Raw genomic sequence first — 19,390 nt, 5'->3', positions numbered from 1 at the left:
TTAATTCAACTAGTAGTTAGAGATTAGGATAGAATCTAATGGACGTATCCTAAGTAATATTAGACTTTAGATGAAAGCGAATGAGTGGTACTAAAATTGACTTATGTGCTTATAAAATTTATAATATAAGCATGAAAAGGCGGTGTTGCTATGACACAGAGAGATTTTTTACTAATGAAACTAAAAGATAATGATGGACTCATCACGACCAAAGAGGCGTTATCTCTTGGTATTCATAAAGATGTATTAAAGGAGTCGCTTGCAAAGTATGAAGTAGTAAAAATTGCTACTGGTCTGTATGCTTTACCTGGTGAGGAAATAGATGAGTACATCTACTTCTCGCACAGAGTACCTAAAGGTGTTTTTTCCCATGAAACAGCAGCTTACTTACATGGCCTGACTACCAGAATGCCGCTTCTTTACGTAATGAGTGTGATAACAGGAACCAATGTCACAAGAGTCAAGACAGAGAGAGATGACGTGCTTTTTAAGTATGTAAAAAGTGATACCTTTGACATTGGAAAAACCACGATTAAAAATCCATTCGGAAGATTTGTGGCAGTTTATGATAAAGAAAGAACGATTTTAGATCTAATCAAGGATAAAGAGCGTCTCGACACCTACAGTTTTAGTGAAGCTCTAAAGGAATATTTTTCCTCGCGAGAGAAAGACTTACTAAAGCTTTCTCAGTATGCGATTCAAATGAACATGGAAGAAAAGCTAAGGACCTATACAGAGGTTCTTCTATGAGTACAGCAGAAAAAATAAAGGGGGCGATTAGGAATATTTCCAAGAAAACAGGGGTCAATCCTAATTCACTACTGCAAATGTGCCTATTTGAAGGAGTATTGGAAAAACTTTCTAGATCTAGATACAGAGATCATTTTATCTTAAAGGGCGGACTTTTAATTTCTTCTCTCATTGGAGTAGACATGCGAAGCACGATGGATATGGATACGACCATTAAAGGGATTCCTGTAAACCAAGAAGCTATTAGAAGAGTTATTAATGAGATCTTAGAAGTCGAGATCGAATCGGAGATAAAATATCACCTTATCCAGATATCACCGATTCGCTCAAATGATGTCTACAAAAATTTTAGTGCAAGGGTCTCATGTACCTTAGGAAAAATCAATGCCATTCTCAATATTGACATTACTACAGGTGATGTTATCACTCCTAGTGAGATGAGTTATTGTTATCCAAGGATACTAGATGAAGGCGTAATACCCATAAGAGCATATACCATTGAGACGATTCTTGCTGAAAAATTCGAGACGATTACTAGCCGAAATATTACTACAACAAGGGCAAGAGATTTTTATGACCTGTACATGATCTATAAACTGTATAGTATGAAAATTGATACAGATACGTTAAGAGAAGCGATTGAAAGAACAAGTAGGCATAGAGGAACTTTTGATTCTATTCTCATGCATAAAGAAGTTGCAAAAATGCTTTACCATAGTGAATCGATAAAAAGTATGTGGAAAAAATTCGTGATGGGAAATATTTATGCGAAAGAGATACAATTTTTAGATACGATAGCGATATACGAAAAGGTAGGGGAGATTTTTGACTGTAAAAACACTCTATTGTTCGATAAGTGATGATTATTTTTCGTTTAATACGCATGATTTCATCCCGTAGGAGATCCCTTAACGGAACAACAGAATCGAAATAAAAAGGTGGAAATCCACCTCGATTATTCTTAAGAGGTAGCCCTATGACCATCCGAAGAGATGATTATCTAAAAAACTCATCGACAAAAGAGAGAACGGAAGGATAAAGATTATTACAGGCATCAGAAGATGTGGTAAATCCTATGACGTAAAAGGTTCAAGATACTTCTCAACGCCACTAAAATACTGCTTTGCAGACATAGGCCTTAGAAATGCCAGACTAAACTTTAAGCAAATAGAAGACACCCACATCATGGAAAACATCATCTATAACGACTTACTTCGTAGAGGATACAATATCGATGTCGGTGTGCTTGAACACGATGTGAAGAAAGACGGAACGAGAAAAAAGATTCAACTTGAAGTGGACTTCGTTATAAACAAAGGACACCAAAGGTACTACATTCAATCGGCTTTGAATGTAGAAAGCCCAGAGAAAAGAGAGCAAGAAACAGCTTCTCTTAAGAGAATTGATGATTCCTTTAAAAAGATTGTGGTGGTCAGGAACCCCATCATTCCTAGGCACGACAACTACGGCATCTTGTACATTGGAATAGAGGACTTTCTTCTTAATGAGGCGATTCTGGATTTATAAAAAGAGTCCACTAAAAATAAACTGCCTCCCTCTTTCGTATGAAAAGGGAGGCAGTCTTTTAATTCGTTTGTTCCTCTAGAGGTACGAATTTAAGTACGTCTTCTTCTGCTGGCTCATCTCCTACGGAACCAAAGATCCACTCGATCATGAGTACATCTCCGGGCTTTAGGTTAACGGCCACATCATTTTCTTCCAAATTGAAGGATATGTACTTTTTATATTCTTCGTCATCGCTGTACTGGTCGATCGTCCAGCCGAGACTCGGATACTCTTTATTAAAAGCACCATTGGTCTCAAGCTTATACTTTCCTGGCTCAATATCTCGTCCTACGATCCATTCTCCCATACTGAGTTCCGTCTTCTTTGTGACATCTTTTGGTACGGCTTCAAAGTGTACCTTATTGACATTCATGAACTCCAATGAGTCGCCTTCAAAGAGTATCACTCGAGTTTTTGAGGGAAAGCGAGGTGGTTTGATATTTTGAGCTTTTAAGACGTAGTTTGTTTCTAATTGTTTAAAGAGCTTTCTTTTTACGATGACATTTCCTGTGCCTGTAGTGGCACTTAGATCGTAGATTCCAGGCTTTAGATGACCACCTTTTCCGACCTTTATGGTCTCTATCGCATAGATATCTTTGGATTCTCCCTGCCCATAGAGCTCCTTGATCTTTGGAAGTGTGTTTCTATTCGGTTTTCCCGTCTCTTCTTCCTTTAAGACGGCAAGCTCTTTTCTGAGCCTTTCGTTGTCTTCTTCGAGTTCTTTGAGTCTCGCTACATCGACGAGTTCACAACCTGTGAGTAAGATGATGGCTAAAATACATGCGATGAGTTTTTTCATTCCTACCTCCATTTCCATTGTACCCTTGTTTTCTCCATTATTTTCTAAAAAGATGACAAGAATAACACATCGTTAAGGGTATGAGTGATGTATAATGAGCAAGTCAGGAGGTAAGTATGAAACTCATTTATCAAGGTAAGACAAAAAACGTATATGCACTCGATAATGGAAACATTATGTTAAAGTTTAAGGACGACGTCACAGGTAAAGACGGTGTCTTTGATCCGGGTGAGAACCAAGTCGGATTATCCATTGAGGGCTCAGGTAATGCAGCTCTTCGCCTCACTCGTTTCTTCTTCGAAAAGTGCAAAGAAAACGGTATCTATACACACTACGTCGATTCCAACGTCGATCAAAATGAAATGGAAGTTATTCCAGTAAAACCTTTTGGTCAAGGTCTCGAATTTGTATGTCGTTATAAAGCTGTCGGTTCTTTCCTTCGTCGCTTTAAGAAGTACGTCACAGAGGGTGAACCATTAGATGCTCTCGTAGAGATTACCATTAAGGACGATGCAGCCGGTGACCCACCGATGACGCGTGAAATCCTAACGATGCTAAAGATCGTCACAGACAGTGAATACGATGAGCTCGTTAAGATGACAAGAGAGATCTCAAACCTCGTTAAAGACGAGCTTGCGAAGAAAGGTCTCGAACTCTACGACATCAAATTAGAGTTTGGTCGTGACTTAAACGGTAAAGTCGTTCTCATCGATGAGATTAGCGGTGGTAACATGCGCGTCTACAGAGGAACGGAATACATTCAGCCACTCGACCTACCAGGATTACTCCTAGACTAGCATCACTTTTAAGTGATGCTTTTTTTTCTCTCTAAAACACTTTGTGATAGAATAGAATTGAATATGTTTAGAAGGAGAGACCATGGCAAAACGAGTATTGGTCACAGGTAGTGACGGGTTTATCGGAAGTCACTTAGTCGAGCGCTTAGTAGAAGAGGGTTACGATGTAAGAGCCTTCGTCTATTACAATAGTTTTAACTCTTGGGGATGGATTGAAGATCTCCCCAAAGATATGCAAAAGGAGATTGAGATCTTCTCTGGAGATATCAGAGATCCGAATGGCGTTCGAACCGCCATGGAATCGATCGATACGGTCTTTCACCTGGCAGCACTCATCGCCATTCCCTTTAGCTATCATTCACCCGATAGCTACGTCGATACGAACATCAAGGGAACGCTCAACGTGCTTCAGGCAGCAAGGCTTTTAAATACAGAACGAGTCCTTGTAACGAGTACGAGTGAAGTCTACGGAACGGCTCAATACGTTCCGATCGATGAGGTGCATCCTTTCCAAGGACAGTCTCCTTATTCTGCGACAAAGATCGGTGCTGACCGCTTAGCGGAGAGCTTCTATCGATCCTTTGACCTCCCCGTTACGATCGTTCGCCCTTTTAATACGTATGGTCCGAGACAGTCTGCAAGGGCCGTCATTCCAACGATTATTAGTCAGCTTCTCGCAGGAAAAGAAGAGATTCACTTAGGATCCCTCACGCCTACGAGAGACTTTAACTACGTAAAAGATACGGTAGAGGGCTTCTTAGCACTAAGTCAGTGTGATGAAGCCATCGGAGAAGAAGTGAACATTGCGACTTCGAGAGAAATTTCCATCGGAGAGCTCGCAAAAACACTCATTTCTCTCATCAACGAAAACGCTCGCATCGTCACAGAAGATATTCGTCTTCGTCCTGAAAAGAGCGAGGTCAACAGACTCTTAGGAAGTAATGAAAAGATGAAAAAGCTCACGGGCTGGGCTCCTCGCTATACGCTAGAAGAAGGTCTCAATGAGACCATCAACTGGATTAAAGCCCACGAAGACGCCTTTAAGAGCGATATCTATAACATCTAGAGGTCATTATGAAACGAATTCCGCTATCGGTACCGAATCTATCGGGAAATGCGATGAAATATGTAAGGGAAGCCATAGAGACGGAATGGGTCTCTACAGGTGGAGCCTTTATCGACGAGTTTGAATCGAAAGTAAGTGAGATGAACGGCGCTTACTGTGTCGCTTGTCAAAGTGGAACGGCAGCTATTCACCTGAGCCTTGTCATGGCAGGAGTGAAGCGCGATGAATACGTCATCGCACCGACTTTAACCTTCATTGCAGCTATTAATCCGATTCACTACTTGGGTGCAAATCCCATCTTTTTTGACTGCGATGATTCTCTTACCTTGGACGCTAAAAAGCTCGAAGGCTTTTTAGCATCGTGTGAAAAGAGGACTGACGGTACATACTACGAAGGAAAGCGCATCGGTGCCATCGTCGTCGTTCACGTCTTCGGTAACCTCGGTGACATGGATTCTATCATGAAACTATCTACTGAGTACATGATTCCCGTCGTAGAGGATGCTACCGAGGCACTCGGTAGCTTCGATGAAAAGGGCCGTATGGCGGGAACGATCGCTCACTTTGGTGCTTATTCCTTTAATGGAAATAAGATCATTACAACGGGTGGCGGCGGCATGATCGTAACAAAAGATGAAGAAATGGCTAAACGCGCTCGTTATCTATCGACGCAAGCCAAAGACGATCCACTCTACTACCGTCATGAAGATGTTGGGTTTAACTACCGCATGACAAACCTTCAAGCGGCTCTAGGGCTTTCTCAAATGGAAGTACTACCAGGTTTTCTCGAAACGAAGCGAGGAAACTACGAGCTCTATCAAAGGGAACTCGATGGTGTAGAGGGATTACGCCTTCTTCCTTTCCGTGAAGGAACGTCACCAAACTACTGGTTCTACGCACTCTACATTGAATCGTCTTTTCCTTACTCTAGAGATGAGCTCCTCTTAGAGCTCAAAGCGCGTGGCATTGAAACGCGTCCCATCTGGGGACTCATTCACGAGCAGACACCTTATAAAGACGCTCTTCACATTGACATAGAAAAAGCCAAAGATTACTATGAACATGTATTAAATCTTCCTTGTTCTACGAATCTAACGAAAGAAGATCTACTCACCGTTACAGAAGCCCTAAAGGAGCTAAGTCATGATCGATGAACTCATCATATCTCCTGATCGGAGCGTGCTCGATGCCATGCAAAAGCTCGACCGAAACGCTAGAAAAATTTTATACGTCGTAGAGGGATCGAAGCTCGTAGGAAGCGTCACGGATGGTGACATTCGTCGCTGGATCTTAAAAGAAGGCTCTTTAAATAGCCCTGTGCGTGAAGCCATGTATCGTGGCGTGAAGTACGTAATAAAGGGCTCTCTTAAGGACCCGGTAAAGTTTATGAAGGAACATGAAATTGAATCGGTTCCTGTTGTAAATGAAAACCTTGAGATCAAAGACATCGTCTTTCTTCATGAAAAGAGAAAGCCTGTCACTAAGAAAAAGAATCAAATTGTCATCATGGCAGGTGGGAAGGGCACGAGATTAAACCCTTATACGAAGGTCCTCCCTAAGCCCTTAATCCCCATCGGTGATAAGCCCATTGTAGAGCGCATCATGGACCGCTTCTTAGACCAAGGCTATGAGCGCTTTATCTTGAGCCTAAACTATAAAAAAGACATGATTAAAGCCTACTTTAACGAGAGCAACGAGGACTATCAAGTGAGCTTTGTCGAAGAGGACACACCGCTTGGAACAGCAGGAAGTCTCTCCTTAATGACAGAGATCATCGATGGACCGTTCTTTGTCACAAACTGCGACATCCTCATTCGAACCGACTACGACGAGATTCGTAGAGTCCATGAGAAAAATAAAAACCTCATCACGCTCGTCCTTGCAAAGCGCGATACGACCATTCCCTACGGTGTCGTAGAACTCAAAGAGGACCGCGTCATTGCGATAAAAGAAAAGCCTTCCTTTACGCACTTTACATCGACTGGAATGTATCTCATGGAGCCTGAAGTTCTAAAAGAAGTTCCTTCAGGAAGAGATTATCCCATGACAGAGCTTTTAGAGTGGGCCATCGAACAGGGGCGTCTCGGTGCCTTTATCATAGGTGGCGACGACTGGCTCGACATGGGTGAACTACCAGAGATGCACTCCATGATCGAAAGGCTCGGTCTCTGATGAAGCGCGTAGCCCTTTTTGGAGGCGGAGGTCATGCGAGAAGCGTCCTCGGCGCAATCGATAAAGAGAAGTTTACCTTTGTAGGCGTCATCGTACCGAGTGAAGCCGATACGAACCTTCCCATCTTTTCACTAGAAAAAGACTTAGAAAGCCATAAAGATGAAGCCGATCTCTACTTTATCGCAGTAGGTTCTCTGGGGGATACGAGCATACGTGTAAGAATCTCGAAAAAAATGGAAGCACTCGGATTAGAGGCCGCTACCATCATCGATCCGAGTGCCATCCTTTCAGAGGATGTAGAAGTAGAACCTGGAACCTTCATCGGTAAAGGTGCCATTATTAATAGCGGCGCAAAAATTGGTCGTCATGCCATTATAAATTCAGGTGCCATCGTAGAACACGACGTAACAGTCGGTGACTTCGCTCACGTAAGTTCGGGTGCAGTCCTCGCTGGCACGGTCACTGTGGGAAGTCATTCTCACGTTGGACTCCATGCGACCGTCCTTCAAGGACTCCATCTTGTAGAAGGCTCTAAGATTGGAGCGGGGAGTGTCGTAACGAAAGACGTTACGATAAAAAACTGGCTCGTGGGAAATCCCGCGAAGGAGATAAAATGAGCGTATATATCATTGCCGAAGCCGGCGTCAACCACAATGGAGACATTGAGCTTGCAAAAAAGATGATTCAAGAAGCCAAGCGAGCTGGTGTCGATGCCATAAAATTTCAAAGCTTTAAAACGGAAGAGCTTACCACAAAAAGAACGCCTTTAGCTCCTTATCAAGAGGATGGCACGATCGCTGATCAAAGTGAGCTTCTAAAAAGCCTCGAACTCTCTGAAAAAGCCACGAAGGAGCTCGTTCTTTATGCCCATCAGCTAGATATCAACATGTTGAGCTCTCCTTTCGATCTCTCTTCTGTGCGCTTTCTAGGAGAACTCAAGCTTTCTCCCATTAAGATTCCTTCGGGAGAGATTACAAACCTTCCATACCTAAGAGAAGTTGCAAAACTCAAGACCAAGGTCATCCTCTCTACTGGTATGAGTACCTTAGGAGAGATCCAAAATGCCCTCGAGATCCTCGACCGCTTTGGAGCGAGAGAAGTGGCGCTTCTTCACTGCAACAGTGAATATCCGACCCCTATGAAAGACGTAAACCTCTCTGCCATGATCACTTTAAGAGAGATGTTTGCTCGAGAAGTCGGTTATTCTGACCACACGCTAGGGATCGAAGTTCCGATCGCAGCCGTGGCACTCGGTGCAAAGATCATTGAAAAGCACTTTACTTTAGATAAAGAATTAAAGGGCCCAGACCATAAGGCTTCTTTGGATCCAAAAGAATTAAGAGCGATGGTCTCAGCCATTCGAAATATTGAAAAAGCACTAGGCGATGGACTGAAAGCCCCGACCGAGTCGGAAGCGAAGAACATAAAGGCCGTAAGAAAGTCGATCGTCGCAAAGAGAGTCATTAAAAAAGGCGAAGTCTTTACCGAGGAAAACCTCGCTGTAAAGCGCCCTGCTACAGGCCTTTCTCCGATGCTTTGGGATGAAGTCATCGGAAAGACGGCTAAAAAGAACTTTCAAGAAGATGAGGAGATTACACTTTGAAGCTAGCTTGTGCTACGGGCTCTAGGGCAGAATACTTTCTCCTACGCCCGTTACTTTTAGAGCTTAAAAAACATCACGACCTCACGCTTTACGTGACGGGAACGCACCTTTCAAAGGCTCATGGATATACAGCCGATGAGATTGAATTCCCTTTTATAGAGATTCCCATCCTCGATGAATCGGGATCGGTTTCAAAAGCCATGAGTCGTTCTCTTTTAGGCTTTGATGAAGCGTTTAAAAAGGATCGACCCGATCACTTTGTAGTCCTCGGGGACCGCTATGAGATCTTTGAGGCTGTTGTAGCGGCACACTTAAACCGCATTCCGATCTCCCATATTCACGGCGGAGAAGTGACAGAAGGGGCGCTCGATGACGCCTATCGTCATAGCATCACGAAGTTTTCGAGTCTTCACTTCGTTTCAACCGAGTCCCATCGAAAGCGCGTCATTCAGCTCGGCGAACACCCTGATCGCGTCTTTAACGTAGGAGCCTTAGGTGTTCAAAACATCTTAGAGACCGAACTTCTAAGTAAAGAGGAGGTTCTTAAGGATTTAAATCTTCGAGAGAACTACATTTTATCGACCTATCATCCCGTGACACTACAAGGTAGTGATGAACTCGATGAACTCCTAAAAGCACTTGAAGCGTTCGATTGTGACGTACTCTTTACGGGAGCTAACGCCGACCCAAGAGGGGATGACATTAATAAAGTGCTTCGAGAGAAAAGTGAGACGGATCCTCGCATTCACTTTGTTCCATCCCTTGGCCTTAAGAGATACTTAAGTGCAGCCAAACATGCTCTAGCAGTCGTAGGGAATAGCTCTTCTGGAGTCATCGAGATTCCAAGCCTTAAGGTTCCTTCTGTAGACATCGGAAACCGTCAAAGAGGCCGTGAAAGAGCAGAGAGTGTACTACATGCCGAGTGTAAGAGTGAAAGCATTCAACGTGCAATCCATGAAGCACTAGAATATAAGGGAGACTATACGAATCCTTATGAAGGAGAGGATCCTAAGCGATTCATTGCCAGGATCATCGAAGAAAAAGCTTCAGCGATCGATCTTATGAAAGGGTTTTACGACCTATGAACATTGCCATTATTCCTGCGAGACAAGGTTCCAAGCGAATCCTCGATAAAAACATAAAGCCGATCTTAGGTAAACCCCTCATCGCTTATACGATCGAGGCGGCCCTTAAGAGTAAGCGCTTTGACCGAGTCATCGTTACGACCGATAGCAAAGAGTATGGTGAGATTGCTACACGCTTTGGAGCAGAGTTTCACCTTAGAAGCCCCGAGCTTTCTACCGATACCGCGAAGTCCAACGACGTCATCCTAGATGTCTTAGAGCACTTTCCATCAGATCGCTTCATGCTTCTTCAGCCGACCTCGCCTTTAAGAGATGAGACCGACATCGAAAAGGCCTTTTTACTCTTTGAAGAAAAGCGTGCCTTAAGTGTCGTAAGTGTTACGGAGTGCGAGCCCTTAGCACTTATGAATACTTTAGATGAATCACTAAGTCTTGAGAACTTCTTAAAAAAAGAGGGCGTAAGGACACAGGAACTGAAGAAGAACTTCGTCTTAAACGGTGCCATCTATCTATCCGATACAGAGCACTTTAAAGCTCATCAAACGTTCTATGGAGAAAGGAGCTTCGCCTATATGATGAAAAAGAACCATTCGGTCGACATCGACAGCATGGATGACTTTTTCTTAGCCGAAGCACTCATAATGTATGAACAAAAAAGCACTTTATAGGCGCTTTAATACCATTCGAACCGATTGGATGAAAAAGCCTCGAGAAGAAATTCTTTCGAGTCTAAAAAAAGTACCGAAAGATCGAGCTGAACGCTCTCTCTTTCAGTACCTTGAAAGCGTAAAACAAGAGAATCCTTGGAAGCACTTTCTTAAAAACGTCGCTAGCTTCTTTCTCTTGATTCCGCTTTTTTTTCTCGTCTTTAAAAAAGTGCGTTTCATCGAATCTTTTGATGCCCTCGATCGGACGGTTCTTAAAGAGACGATGCCAGAGAGCATAAAGATAGAGTTTCCTAAGCGCATCGAAACGGCAAAAAAAGCACTGACCTTTAAAGACCTCGCTTTCTTTTATAAGAACGTCGTCTTTAAGGCACCTTTTCGCTTTTTTTACCAGTACAACATCCTTAGAAACCTAGCGAATGTACGCTATGCAAAGGACGCCTACCGTGTGAAGGCCGTCTTAAGTGGCATCGAATACAGCTTCATCTCATCCCTTCTTACAGAGTTCTGTGAGAAAGAAGGGATGGAGCACATCAACATGATGCACGGCGATAAGCTCTTAAACCCACGCGATAGCTATGTGAGCTTCTCTCGCTTCTACGTCTTTGACGAATACTATAAAGAACTTTTCTCCCTCTTAAAGGGAGAAGCTTCCTTTGTCGTTGAGGCGCCCTCCTTTTTGCATTCTGCTCCCTTAGGATCCTATACGACTTATTACCTGCAAAAAGAAGACGAAGAGAAGATGAAGATCATCGCACAAGCACTTCTTCAGATGGATTCACCCGTCGCTGTAAGGCCCCACCCGAGGTTTAGCGACATGCCTAGTGTCGAGCGTGCCTTTAAGGGAATTGAAATCGAAAAAAATCTAAGTATCGAAGAATCACTCACTCGTGCGAAAACAGTCATCAGTGTCTATTCAACGGTGCTGTTTCAAGGCTACAAAATGGGTAGAAGTGTCATTGTGGACGATTTAAGTGACCCTGAGAAAATTACTGAGCTCAGAGAGCTCGGATACATCATGCTAAATAAACCGCACACCCTTTGGAGTAGTTATGTCAGAAATCTTACTAAAAACGGTTGAGCTCGCCTGTAAGAGGGCAGCCGACTTTATCATGGAGGTCTACGATCGAGAAGAGCTATTCGTTGAGATCAAGGCCGACGATTCTCCGGTAACCCTAGCTGATAAGGGGGCTGATTCACTAATCGTCGATACCTTAAAAGAACAATATCCCGACTACGGCTTTCTCACAGAAGAGAGCGAAGATGACCTTTCGAGACTCGATAAAGAATACGTCTTTATTATCGACCCCTTAGACGGTACGAAGGAATTCATTAAACGTAACGGTGACTTCAGTATCTTGATCGCCCTCGTAAAGGATCATAGGCCTGTCTTTGGTTACATCTATGCACCCGTAACGGGCGTATCATACTATGCTATAAAGGGTGAGGGAGCGTTTGAAAAAGTGGGGGATGAAGTAGCTCCTCTTCACGTGAGTGAGCGCACCAAGGAACTTCGCATCGTCCGTAGTCGTTCCAATATTTCAGAAAAACTAAAACGTCTCTTTGAGCGTGACGAGGTCGTAACGGTCACGAAGATGGGAAGTGCCCTAAAGGGCTGCGCCATCGCAAAAGGAGAAGCTGAAGCCTATTTCTCCATGGGTTATACTATGGAGTGGGATACCTGTGCCATGGACCTCATTGTCCATGAGGCAGGAGGGGTTCTTCGGGACTTTAAAAACCAGGAGATCCTCTATAACCGTCGTGATCCGATCAATCGTGACGGTTTCTATGCATTGAATCGGATCGAAAATTTACTCATTAAGGAGAACTAAATGGCATACGAAAAACGTTCGGATATTCCGGAAAAATACAAATGGGACATGACGCTTGCTTTTAAGAGCGTAGAGGACTTTGAAAAAGAAAGAGAAGCAATCACAAACGACATCGAAGGCTTAGAGCGCTTTAAGGGAAAGCTCATCTCTGAAAAGAAACTCGTAAGTGCTCTCGATGAGATCATGGATATCGAAAGAAGAATAGAAAATGCCTATGTCTATGCATCCCATTCTTCAGACCTCGATACGAGAGATTCCGAGTGGCAAAATCGCGTGATGCAGATGTATTCGGTCTTTGCGCTCTACAAGGGAAAGATCGCTTACTTAAGACCAGAATTACTCTCATATGACCGTGAAGAAGTCTTTGCACTCCTTTCTGACGATAAGTACGAGAGATTCCTCGATGATATCTTCCGCTTTAAGGAGCATACGCTCACGGAAGCTGAAGAGAAGATTTTAGCTGCTGTAAGTGAAGTGACCGAATCAAGCTCCAAGGTGTACTCGGATCTCACAAACGCTGACCTCACTTTCCCAACCATTAAAGACAGCGAAGGAAAGGACCTTACACTCACCCAAGGTAACTTCGTTCCTACGCTCATGAGCCTCGATCGAGATCTAAGAGAGCGTGCATTTAAGGCCTTCTACAGTGTCTTTGAGGGTCATAAGAATACCGTTTCTACGACGCTTCATTCGACCGTTAAAAACCACGTCATTCAGTCACGCTTAAGAAAATTCCCTTCTGCTAGAGCGATGAGCTTAGCTGAAAATAACGTACCTGAGAGTGTTTACGATGCATTAATCGATGCCGTTCACGATGCACTTCCAGCCATGTATAAGTATCTTGAGATCCGTAAGAAGGTCTTAGGTGTCGATCAACTTCACATGTACGACGTCTATGCACCGCTCATTAAAGAAAAGGCCAAAGAAATTTCCTTTGAAGAAGCACGCGTGCTCGTAGAAAATGCGCTAAAACCCATGGGTGAAGACTACATGGAAAAGATCGAAGAAGCGTTCAATAACCGCTGGATCGACGTCTATGAGACACCAGGAAAGAGAAGTGGAGCTTATAGTGGCGGTGCCTTCGACATGCCTCCATACCTCCTTCTAAACCATCAAGATACACTAGACAGTGCCTTTACGCTCGCTCACGAGCTCGGTCACTCGATGCACTCCTACTACTCCAGAACGAACCAGCCCTATGTAAACAGTGGCTATTCGATCTTCCTTGCAGAGATTGCATCGACCTTCAACGAAGCACTTTTAAATCACTACCTCTTAAGCACAGAGACCGATAAAGAAGTTCGTCGTTCGATCATCAACAACTACCTCGATGCCTTCAAGGGCACCATCTTCCGTCAAACCATGTTTGCAGAATTTGAACGCGACATCCATAAGATCGTAGAAGAGGGTGGAACGCTTACGAGCGACTTATTAAACGAGAGATACCACAAGCTCAATGAGCTCTACTTTGGACCAGAGATGTTCGTAGATAAGGAAATTGACTACGAATGGAGTCGTATTCCACACTTCTACTACAATTTCTATGTCTTCCAATACGCTACCGGTATGAGTGCAGCTACGGCCTTTGCTAAGCGCATCATCAATAAAGAAGAAGGCGCACTCGAAGCATATAAGGGCTTCTTAAAGGCTGGTTGCTCCAAGTATCCACTCGAAGTACTAAAGGATGCTGGACTCGACATGACCGATCCTAACGTCGTAAGAGAAGCGCTTGAGACCTTTAAAGAGATGGTTTCGGAGTTTGAACAACTACTATGAAATACCTCATCGCTTTCCTTCTAGGGGCGACACCCATCCTAGAGGTCCGCGGAGCACTACCTTATGCTGTAGCGAGTGGTGTTCCGATGCCTTGGACGTTAGTTCTTCCGATCCTAGGAAATATTCTCGTCATCCTTCCCATTCTCTATCTCTTTGATCCTTTCTATCAGTGGTTAAAGAAACAAGAGAAACTGAAGGGCTTTACTAGTAAACTGGACCACATCATTGAGCGGTCACTAAATAAAGTAAAAAACAAAGAAACCTTTGAATTCCTAGGCCTCTTTCTCTTTGTCGCCATTCCTCTTCCGGGAACAGGCGCTTGGACAGGAAGCCTCATCGCTGTGATTCTCGGCATGAAAAAGGGAAGAAGCTTTTTAGCTTGTGCCCTTGGAGTTCTAGGAGCTAGTGCGATCATGTACACGCTCTCTATAGGAGCCATGTCACTCATCAAGTAAGGACGCTTATGCGTCCTTTTTTTCTTGACACCGTTTCTCTCGCGTACTAATATATGAACAGATGAACATATATTAGGAGGTCTCATGGATTCCATCATAGAAGAGATGGCAGAGCTATTAAAGATCTTTGCCGATGAAACGAGAATAAGGATTCTTGCTGTCCTACGAGAAGGTGAAGCCAACGTGACAGAGGTCTCAGAGAAGCTCGAGATGACCCATTCTGCTGTGAGTCACCAGCTAAACCTCTTAAGGACGTATCGCTTAGTTAAAAAGCGTAAGGAAGGACGATCGGTCTACTATTCCTTAGACGATGAACACGTAGAAAAAATTCTAGATATTACAAAGGAGCACGTGAGCCACCGATGAAAGCACAATTAAAAGGAACCCTCTGTGAGCACTGTTCAGGCCTCATTGTAGAGGAACTAAAAGCAAAAGAGGGAGTAAATGATGCCTCCATAAACTTTCTCACAGGCGTCCTCACTGTACGTGGTGAGATTGAGAAAGAGACGATCCGCAAGATCGTAAAAAAGCACGAAAAGGACGTCCATGTCGTCTTTGAAAAAGAGGAGGAAGAAGAGGAAGAAAAAGGAATCGACGACCGCATAAAGATTCTTCTTTCGCTCGTCTTTTTAGGTTTCGGATTTTTCTTTAAAAATCCTACCTTTCACCTCATAGCCTACGCCATTTCCGGTTACGAAGTACTCCTTGAAGCCGTAAAGAATTTCTTTTCTGGTAAGGTCTTTGACGAGAACTTCTTAATGGGTATCGCAACCATCGGAGCCCTCTTTTTAGGTGAATACGAAGAGGCTGCAGCCGTTATGATCTTCTATCTCATCGGTGAGTACTTTGAAGATCTCGCCGTCGATCGCTCCAAGCGTTCCATTCGCGACCTCCTAGAGATGAAAGTCGACAGAGTGCACCGCTTTGAAGGAGAACATCTCGAAGACGTCCTTGCAGAAGAGTGTAAGAAAGGCGACCGCTTCTTAGTAAAAGCAGGGGAGCGCATCATGCTAGATGGAATCGTCATCCAGGGTGAATCGACACTCAATACCTCGTCTGTCACAGGGGAGAGCGTACCGAGAAGCGTAAAGGCGGGAGAAAAAGTCATAAGCTCTACGATCAATATGACCGATTCGCTCGTGATCGAAGCGACCGAAGACTTCTATGACTCTACCGTAAGTCGTATCATTCGCCTGGTCGAAGAATCGAGCGAAAAGAAGGCAAAGACGGAACACTTTATTACGCGCTTTGCAAACATCTACACGCCTATCGTCGTAGCCTTAAGTGTAATAAATGGCCTCGTAAGTTACTTTTTCTTCTCGCTACCACTTGACCTAAGTATTAAAAGATCATTGATCTTTCTTGTCATAAGTTGTCCTTGTGCTCTGGTTCTCTCGATTCCACTGAGCTTTTTTAGTGGCCTAGGAAGCGCTTCTAAGCTCGGTTTAATGATGAAGGGTGCAAACTACCTAGAAGCACTCGATCGCGTGAAACACGTCGTTCTCGACAAGACAGGAACGCTTACAGAAGGACGCTTCGAGGTTCGACACGTTACAGGAGAGAACACCCTTTTATACGCTGCTCTACTAGAACAAGGTTCGAACCACCCGATCGCAAGTAGCATCCTAAGTGCCTACGAGGGAGAACTGAGACCGGTTCTAGATGTAAAGGAGATCTCTGGCGAGGGACTTGTAAGTGAAAAAGAGTCCTTGCTCGTAGGTAATGGAAAGCTCATGGAGCGCTTTGGCGTGGACGTCGAAAAGAGTACGAGCGAGAGGACAGTCGTCTATGTAGCAAAGGACCATCGCTTTGTAGGAACGATCGAAATCAGCGATGAACTAAAACGTGACGTCAAGGAAGCGATTCGACATCTCAAGGAGAGCGGTATTCAAAGCTTTACGCTACTAAGTGGTGATAGAGAAGAACAAGTTCAGCGAATTGCTGAGGAGACGGGAATCGACTCCTACAAAGCCGAGCTCCTTCCTGAAGGAAAGCTCGACGCGCTTAAGGAGATTCTTAAAAAGCATCCCGGAGAAGTCCTCTTCTGCGGCGATGGAACGAATGATTCACCGAGCCTTGCCCTTGCAGACATCGGCGTTTCCATGGGTGACATCGGAAGTGAAGCAGCACTTGAAGCGAGCGACATGGTCCTAATCGATGGAAGTCTTATGACGCTTAAAAAAGGCTTCGATGTGGCCCGCTTTACGAAGCACGTTGTAAAGGAAAACATCCTCTTTATTCTCCTTGCGAAGGCCTTTGTCATGCTCCTCGCAGCCTTTGGTATGGCGAACATGTGGATGGCCGTCTTTGCCGATGTCGGGGTTGCACTCCTCGCCGTGTTAAATGCCACACGTATCTTAAGAAAAAAGCTCTAGTATGGTATACTTTTTTTAGATAGGAGGCTCTATGAAGAACGTATATTTTATTCCCATGAAGGACTGGAACCCAGAGAAGATCAGCGTCGAAGCAAAGCGCATCTTAGATCATCTCGTAACGAAAGAAAATGTAGTGCTCGAAAAGGAAGTTCCTCTCAAGGTTCACTTCGGCGAACAGGGAAACGTGACCTTTATTCCGCCTACCTGTTACCTTGGAGTCATCGACTATTTAAAAGAAAAGCACGTGGATACGCGCTTTATCGAGACGAACGTACTCTATCGTGGTTCACGAACGACTCGCGATAAGCACTTAGAAACGGCTCGTTCCCACGGCTTTACCATGCTACCTATTACGATTGCAGACGGCGATCACGGCGAAGAGTACGATAACGTAGCGATCGACGGAGAACTTTTAAAGTCTGTAAAGATCGGTAAGGGCTATGCTCCCTATAAGCAGTTTATCGTACTCGCGCACTTTAAGGGCCACGTCGAAGCAGGTTTTGGCGGTGCCATGAAGCAACTCGGCATGGGCTTTGCAGCAAGAGGTGGTAAGCTTGAGCAACATGCGACCATCAAACCCTTCGTAAACGAAGATGTCTGCGTAAGCTGTGGAATCTGTAAAGGCGCTTGTAACTACGATGCTATCGAGATCGTAGAGAAAGCTTCCATCGATAGCAGCAAGTGCGTCGGTTGTGCCGGCTGTGTTGCAGCATGCCCTACAGGTGCCATTGAAACGGAATGGAGTCAAAAGGACTTCTACGAAAAGCTTGCAGAGTACGCTTACGGCGCTCAAAAGGGTAGAAATAATATCTACCTGAACTTTGCTTTTCAGATTACAAATGTCTGTGACTGCGTAGGAAAAGAACTCGAGACAGTAGCAGATAACATCGGAATTTTAGCATCTACTGACCCTGTAGCACTCGATACAGCATGCCTCACGCTATTACAAGAGAGAGAAGGAAAGCTCCTCTTCGATAAGGGACGTAGGACGATCGAGCACGCAGAAAAAATCGGTCTCGGTACGAGTGAATACAACCTCATTACATTGGAGTAAGAATGACATTAGATAAAATGACTTTTGAATCGCTTGAAGAATTTAGAGCGTACGAGGAAGAATTATGGAAAAAAGGCGAGCTCAAAGAGCTCGTCGATAGTGTGAATGATCGTTTTGAAATGCTATTAAGAAACGCCGTCAAGGTTCGTGATGAAATTCGAACAGGCGTGAGACAGTCGGACGAAAAGATCAGTATCACCATTTACGAGTGGATTTCACGCTTCATGGAGCGCACAAAGAAGGTCGAACTCGTAGAGGGCGTTACGATCGCCGGTGAACGCGGTACACTCGTCTTTGATCTATACAAACAGACGAGTTACTTTGATTCAGAAGTCAAGTAGAAGAGTAAGTTATTTCTCGGAGCATCCGTTTTTACGGGAAGCTTCGCACTGATCACGATGTATTTTCCCGTCTGATAGTAAGGAACTTCGGTTCCTTCCTTCGCTAGACGAATTTGGAGCTTATATTTTGTAAGCTCTCCCGATAAGAACTTCTCGGTATCGATAATGACCATGCCCTTTGAAGAGAGTGCAAAGACAGCACCCTTTAAAAGGTTCGGGTCATATTCTGTAAGACTTGCTTCTAAGAAGCTCTGTACATTCGAGCCCTTACTCATGAGCACGGGTACGTCAGAGAAGACACCAAACTGCTCTTCTTTTAAGTAATCATGAACGACAAAGCTAGGGCCATTCAACTTATACGTACGAGCCACTTGCTCATAGAGGAGACCATCTTTGGTGTCCTCTTTTGTTACGCTATCTAAGAGCTCAAAGACATTGGCGTGGATGCCGACCTTATCGAGGCTTCGAACGAGACCCTCGAGCTCCGTGAGATCCCTTTCGTTGTGATAGAGTAGGACATTGACATAGACGTCCTTGGCTTCGAGATCTTCAAGTGTCATGTCGGGACTTAGCTTCTGCTCGAGAAGCATAAAGGGAGAAGAAGCTTCCGTGGGCTCTGCCCAGAAGTAACGCGGTAGGGGGTCGTTTGAGAAAAAGACCTTGGCGTTACCATTCGTCAGTCTTTCCACTTCCTTTGTGATGATCGATCGATAAATCGGTTCCTGGTAACTATCTACAAAGTAATGTGTGTCGTTTGAGAGCGCATGAAACTGTAGCGCTCCACCGTCTTTTGTGCGAAGTGCATACCCTTGGAAGCGAGTTTCGTCGGTCTGAGTCGCTTCTAATTCATCGATCGATTGAATCTCGATGTCTTTGTCATATTTAGTCTTGATCCATTCCTTGGCGAGCTCTGTCACCTTTTCTTTGGTATAGGCTGCTCGGATACTTTCGTCGCTTGTGAGGGACCGATTCGAGCAACTCGTGAGTAGGATCAAACTCAGTAAAAGTATGGATAATCGGCGCATAGGACCTCCGAGGACATTATAACAGAAAC

General features: G+C 44.3%; 21 protein-coding genes. 19 read left to right on the top strand and 2 right to left on the bottom strand.

Annotated elements, in window-relative coordinates; all coding sequences use genetic code 11:
• The first annotated feature begins 174 nt into the window (after positions 1–174).
• The 3 genes from ACUB3H_RS03915 to ACUB3H_RS03905 all read left to right on the top strand — a co-directional run bounded on the left by ACUB3H_RS03915 (position 175) and on the right by ACUB3H_RS03905 (position 2,277).
• Positions 175–750, top strand: coding sequence for a type IV toxin-antitoxin system AbiEi family antitoxin domain-containing protein (locus ACUB3H_RS03915; protein ID WP_459129351.1), 576 nt, complete (start codon positions 175–177; stop codon positions 748–750).
• A complete protein-coding gene (locus ACUB3H_RS03910; RefSeq protein WP_459129350.1) occupies positions 747–1,610 on the top strand; it encodes a nucleotidyl transferase AbiEii/AbiGii toxin family protein in 864 nt (287 codons plus the stop codon). The genes ACUB3H_RS03915 and ACUB3H_RS03910 overlap by 4 nt, the downstream gene beginning before the upstream one ends.
• Before the next feature lie 325 nt (positions 1,611–1,935).
• The gene (locus ACUB3H_RS03905) at positions 1,936–2,277 is read left to right on the top strand and encodes an ATP-binding protein (RefSeq protein ID WP_459129349.1); all 342 of its coding nucleotides are present in this window, start codon (positions 1,936–1,938) and stop codon (positions 2,275–2,277) included.
• A gap of 58 nt (positions 2,278–2,335) precedes the next feature.
• Here ACUB3H_RS03905 and ACUB3H_RS03900 read toward each other — a convergent pair whose 3' ends face one another.
• A complete protein-coding gene (locus ACUB3H_RS03900; RefSeq protein WP_459129348.1) occupies positions 2,336–3,115 on the bottom strand; it encodes a hypothetical protein in 780 nt (259 codons plus the stop codon).
• A gap of 116 nt (positions 3,116–3,231) precedes the next feature.
• On the opposite strand from ACUB3H_RS03900, the gene ACUB3H_RS03895 reads away from it, so the two are divergent.
• The 16 genes from ACUB3H_RS03895 (at position 3,232) to ACUB3H_RS03820 (ending at position 18,336) form a co-directional block, all read left to right on the top strand.
• Positions 3,232–3,912, top strand: coding sequence for a phosphoribosylaminoimidazolesuccinocarboxamide synthase (locus ACUB3H_RS03895; protein WP_459129347.1), 681 nt, complete (start codon positions 3,232–3,234; stop codon positions 3,910–3,912).
• Positions 3,913–3,994: 82 nt separating this feature from the next.
• The gene (locus tag ACUB3H_RS03890) at positions 3,995–4,978 is read left to right on the top strand and encodes an NAD-dependent 4,6-dehydratase LegB (RefSeq protein WP_459129346.1); all 984 of its coding nucleotides are present in this window, start codon (positions 3,995–3,997) and stop codon (positions 4,976–4,978) included.
• Between the two features lie 5 nt (positions 4,979–4,983).
• Entirely contained in the window at positions 4,984–6,132 is a 1,149-nt protein-coding gene (locus tag ACUB3H_RS03885; RefSeq protein WP_459129844.1) for a LegC family aminotransferase, read from the top strand.
• Positions 6,122–7,150 carry a nucleotidyltransferase family protein gene (locus ACUB3H_RS03880; RefSeq protein ID WP_459129345.1) on the top strand — a complete coding sequence of 343 codons (1,029 nt, stop codon included), beginning with the start codon at positions 6,122–6,124 and terminating at the stop codon, positions 7,148–7,150. Before ACUB3H_RS03885 ends, ACUB3H_RS03880 begins: the two co-directional genes overlap by 11 nt.
• Positions 7,150–7,767 (top strand): acetyltransferase, encoded by a 618-nt coding sequence (locus tag ACUB3H_RS03875; protein ID WP_459129344.1) that lies wholly within the window; start codon positions 7,150–7,152, stop codon positions 7,765–7,767. Before ACUB3H_RS03880 ends, ACUB3H_RS03875 begins: the two co-directional genes overlap by 1 nt.
• Complete coding sequence (neuB, locus tag ACUB3H_RS03870) at positions 7,764–8,753, top strand: N-acetylneuraminate synthase (RefSeq protein ID WP_459129343.1); 990 nt, start codon at positions 7,764–7,766, stop codon at positions 8,751–8,753. The genes ACUB3H_RS03875 and neuB overlap by 4 nt, the downstream gene beginning before the upstream one ends.
• A complete protein-coding gene (neuC, locus tag ACUB3H_RS03865; protein ID WP_459129342.1) occupies positions 8,750–9,838 on the top strand; it encodes a UDP-N-acetylglucosamine 2-epimerase in 1,089 nt (362 codons plus the stop codon). Before neuB ends, neuC begins: the two co-directional genes overlap by 4 nt.
• Positions 9,835–10,506 (top strand): acylneuraminate cytidylyltransferase family protein, encoded by a 672-nt coding sequence (locus ACUB3H_RS03860; protein WP_459129341.1) that lies wholly within the window; start codon positions 9,835–9,837, stop codon positions 10,504–10,506. Before neuC ends, ACUB3H_RS03860 begins: the two co-directional genes overlap by 4 nt.
• The gene (locus ACUB3H_RS03855) at positions 10,484–11,584 is read left to right on the top strand and encodes a hypothetical protein (protein WP_459129340.1); all 1,101 of its coding nucleotides are present in this window, start codon (positions 10,484–10,486) and stop codon (positions 11,582–11,584) included. The genes ACUB3H_RS03860 and ACUB3H_RS03855 overlap by 23 nt, the downstream gene beginning before the upstream one ends.
• Complete coding sequence (locus ACUB3H_RS03850) at positions 11,556–12,335, top strand: 3'(2'),5'-bisphosphate nucleotidase CysQ family protein (protein ID WP_459129339.1); 780 nt, start codon at positions 11,556–11,558, stop codon at positions 12,333–12,335. The genes ACUB3H_RS03855 and ACUB3H_RS03850 overlap by 29 nt, the downstream gene beginning before the upstream one ends.
• Positions 12,336–14,111, top strand: a complete 1,776-nt coding sequence (gene pepF, locus ACUB3H_RS03845; RefSeq protein ID WP_459129338.1) for an oligoendopeptidase F — start codon at positions 12,336–12,338, stop codon at positions 14,109–14,111.
• Positions 14,108–14,566 (top strand): COG2426 family protein, encoded by a 459-nt coding sequence (locus ACUB3H_RS03840; protein ID WP_459129337.1) that lies wholly within the window; start codon positions 14,108–14,110, stop codon positions 14,564–14,566. The genes pepF and ACUB3H_RS03840 overlap by 4 nt, the downstream gene beginning before the upstream one ends.
• Positions 14,567–14,650: 84 nt before the next feature.
• The gene (locus ACUB3H_RS03835) at positions 14,651–14,932 is read left to right on the top strand and encodes an ArsR/SmtB family transcription factor (protein ID WP_459129336.1); all 282 of its coding nucleotides are present in this window, start codon (positions 14,651–14,653) and stop codon (positions 14,930–14,932) included.
• Positions 14,929–16,941: a heavy metal translocating P-type ATPase gene (locus ACUB3H_RS03830; RefSeq protein ID WP_459129335.1), complete on the top strand. Its 2,013-nt coding sequence runs from the start codon at positions 14,929–14,931 to the stop codon at positions 16,939–16,941. Before ACUB3H_RS03835 ends, ACUB3H_RS03830 begins: the two co-directional genes overlap by 4 nt.
• 31 nt (positions 16,942–16,972) lie before the next feature.
• Positions 16,973–17,995: a DUF362 domain-containing protein gene (locus tag ACUB3H_RS03825; protein ID WP_459129334.1), complete on the top strand. Its 1,023-nt coding sequence runs from the start codon at positions 16,973–16,975 to the stop codon at positions 17,993–17,995.
• 2 nt (positions 17,996–17,997) lie between these two features.
• Positions 17,998–18,336 carry a hypothetical protein gene (locus tag ACUB3H_RS03820; RefSeq protein ID WP_459129333.1) on the top strand — a complete coding sequence of 113 codons (339 nt, stop codon included), beginning with the start codon at positions 17,998–18,000 and terminating at the stop codon, positions 18,334–18,336.
• Here the strand turns inward: ACUB3H_RS03820 and ACUB3H_RS03815 are convergent.
• A complete protein-coding gene (locus ACUB3H_RS03815) occupies positions 18,312–19,361 on the bottom strand; it encodes a hypothetical protein (RefSeq protein WP_459129332.1) in 1,050 nt (349 codons plus the stop codon). The genes ACUB3H_RS03820 and ACUB3H_RS03815 overlap by 25 nt on opposite strands.
• Positions 19,362–19,390 lie beyond the last annotated feature (29 nt).

The organism is Guggenheimella bovis (assembly GCF_054492335.1).
The sequence above is the reverse complement of the archived record's forward strand: the minus strand, read 5'-3'. Positions and strand labels throughout refer to the sequence as shown.